Genomic DNA, 1,311 nt, shown 5'->3' on the forward strand with positions numbered 1-1,311 from the left:
TGAACCGCCCCGGGAATCCTGGAGACTAAACTTCCTGAGAAAGAGGTAAACAGGATGACTAAAAATACTCGTTTTTCCCCCGAAGTCCGTCAACGGGCAGTCCGTATGGTTCTGGAAAGTCAGAGCGAATATGACTCACAATGGGCGACAATTTGTTCCATTGCTCCAAAGATTGGCTGTACGCCGGAGACTCTGCGTGTCTGGGTTCGCCAGCATGAGCGGGATACCGGGGGCGGTGATGGAGGGCTCACCACCGCTGAACGTCAGCGTCTGAAAGAGCTGGAACGTGAAAATCGTGAACTGCGCCGCAGTAACGATATCCTTCGCCAGGCTTCCGCTTATTTTGCGAAGGCGGAGTTCGACCGCCTCTGGAAAAAATGATGCCACTGCTGGATAAGCTGCGTGAGCAGTACGGGGTCGGACCGCTATGCAGCGAACTGCATATTGCCCCGTCAACGTATTACCACTGTCAGCAACAGCGACATCATCCGGATAAACGCAGTGCCCGTGCGCAGCGCGATGACTGGCTGAAGAAAGAGATACAGCGCGTATACGATGAAAATCACAAGGTATACGGTGTGCGTAAAGTCTGGCGTCAGTTGTTACGGGAAGGTATCAGAGTGGCCAGATGCACTGTGGCACGTCTCATGGCGGTTATGGGACTTGCCGGTGTTCTCCGGGGTAAAAAGGTCCGTACGACCATCAGCCGGAAAGCCGTTGCCGCAGGCGACCGCGTAAACCGTCAGTTCGTGGCAGAACGACCTGACCAGCTGTGGGTGGCTGATTTTACTTACGTCAGCACATGGCGGGGCTTCGTCTATGTGGCGTTCATCATTGATGTGTTTGCCGGATACATCGTGGGGTGGCGGGTCTCATCGTCCATGGAAACGACATTCGTGCTGGATGCACTGGAGCAGGCGTTATGGGCCCGTCGACCGTCCGGCACGGTCCATCACAGTGATAAAGGTTCTCAGTATGTATCGCTGGCCTACACACAGCGGCTTAAGGAAGCCGGATTACTGGCATCAACAGGAAGTACAGGCGACTCGTATGACAACGCGATGGCGGAGAGCATCAATGGTCTTTACAAAGCGGAGGTAATACACCGTAAGAGCTGGAAAAACCGTGCAGAAGTGGAACTGGCCACACTCACGTGGGTGGACTGGTATAACAATCGACGATTGCTGGAAAGGCTGGGCCATACTCCTCCGGCAGAAGCAGAAAAAGCTTATTATGCTTCCATCGGAAACGATGATCTGGCAGCCTGAGTTCACAGATAAAACACTCTCCAGGAAACCCGGGGCGGTTCAT

The 1,311-nt window shown here is 53.9% G+C and carries 1 protein-coding gene and 1 other annotated feature; the gene reads left to right on the forward strand.

Going from position 1 to position 1,311, the window contains the following annotated elements:
- Positions 1 to 54 precede the first annotated feature (54 nt).
- A protein-coding gene (locus tag C4F37_RS27055; protein WP_151327001.1) for an IS3 family transposase occupies positions 55 to 1,268 on the forward strand; the annotation gives its coding sequence in 2 pieces (ribosomal slippage) (positions 55 to 343 and positions 343 to 1,268; 1,215 coding nt in all).
- Positions 336 to 452: a sequence feature (AL1L pseudoknot), on the forward strand. It overlaps the preceding gene by 117 nt.
- Positions 1,269 to 1,311: the final 43 nt, after the last annotated feature.

It is taken from the genome of Escherichia sp. R1 (assembly GCF_003000935.1).
GTDB classification, from domain to species: domain Bacteria; phylum Pseudomonadota; class Gammaproteobacteria; order Enterobacterales; family Enterobacteriaceae; genus Escherichia; species Escherichia coli.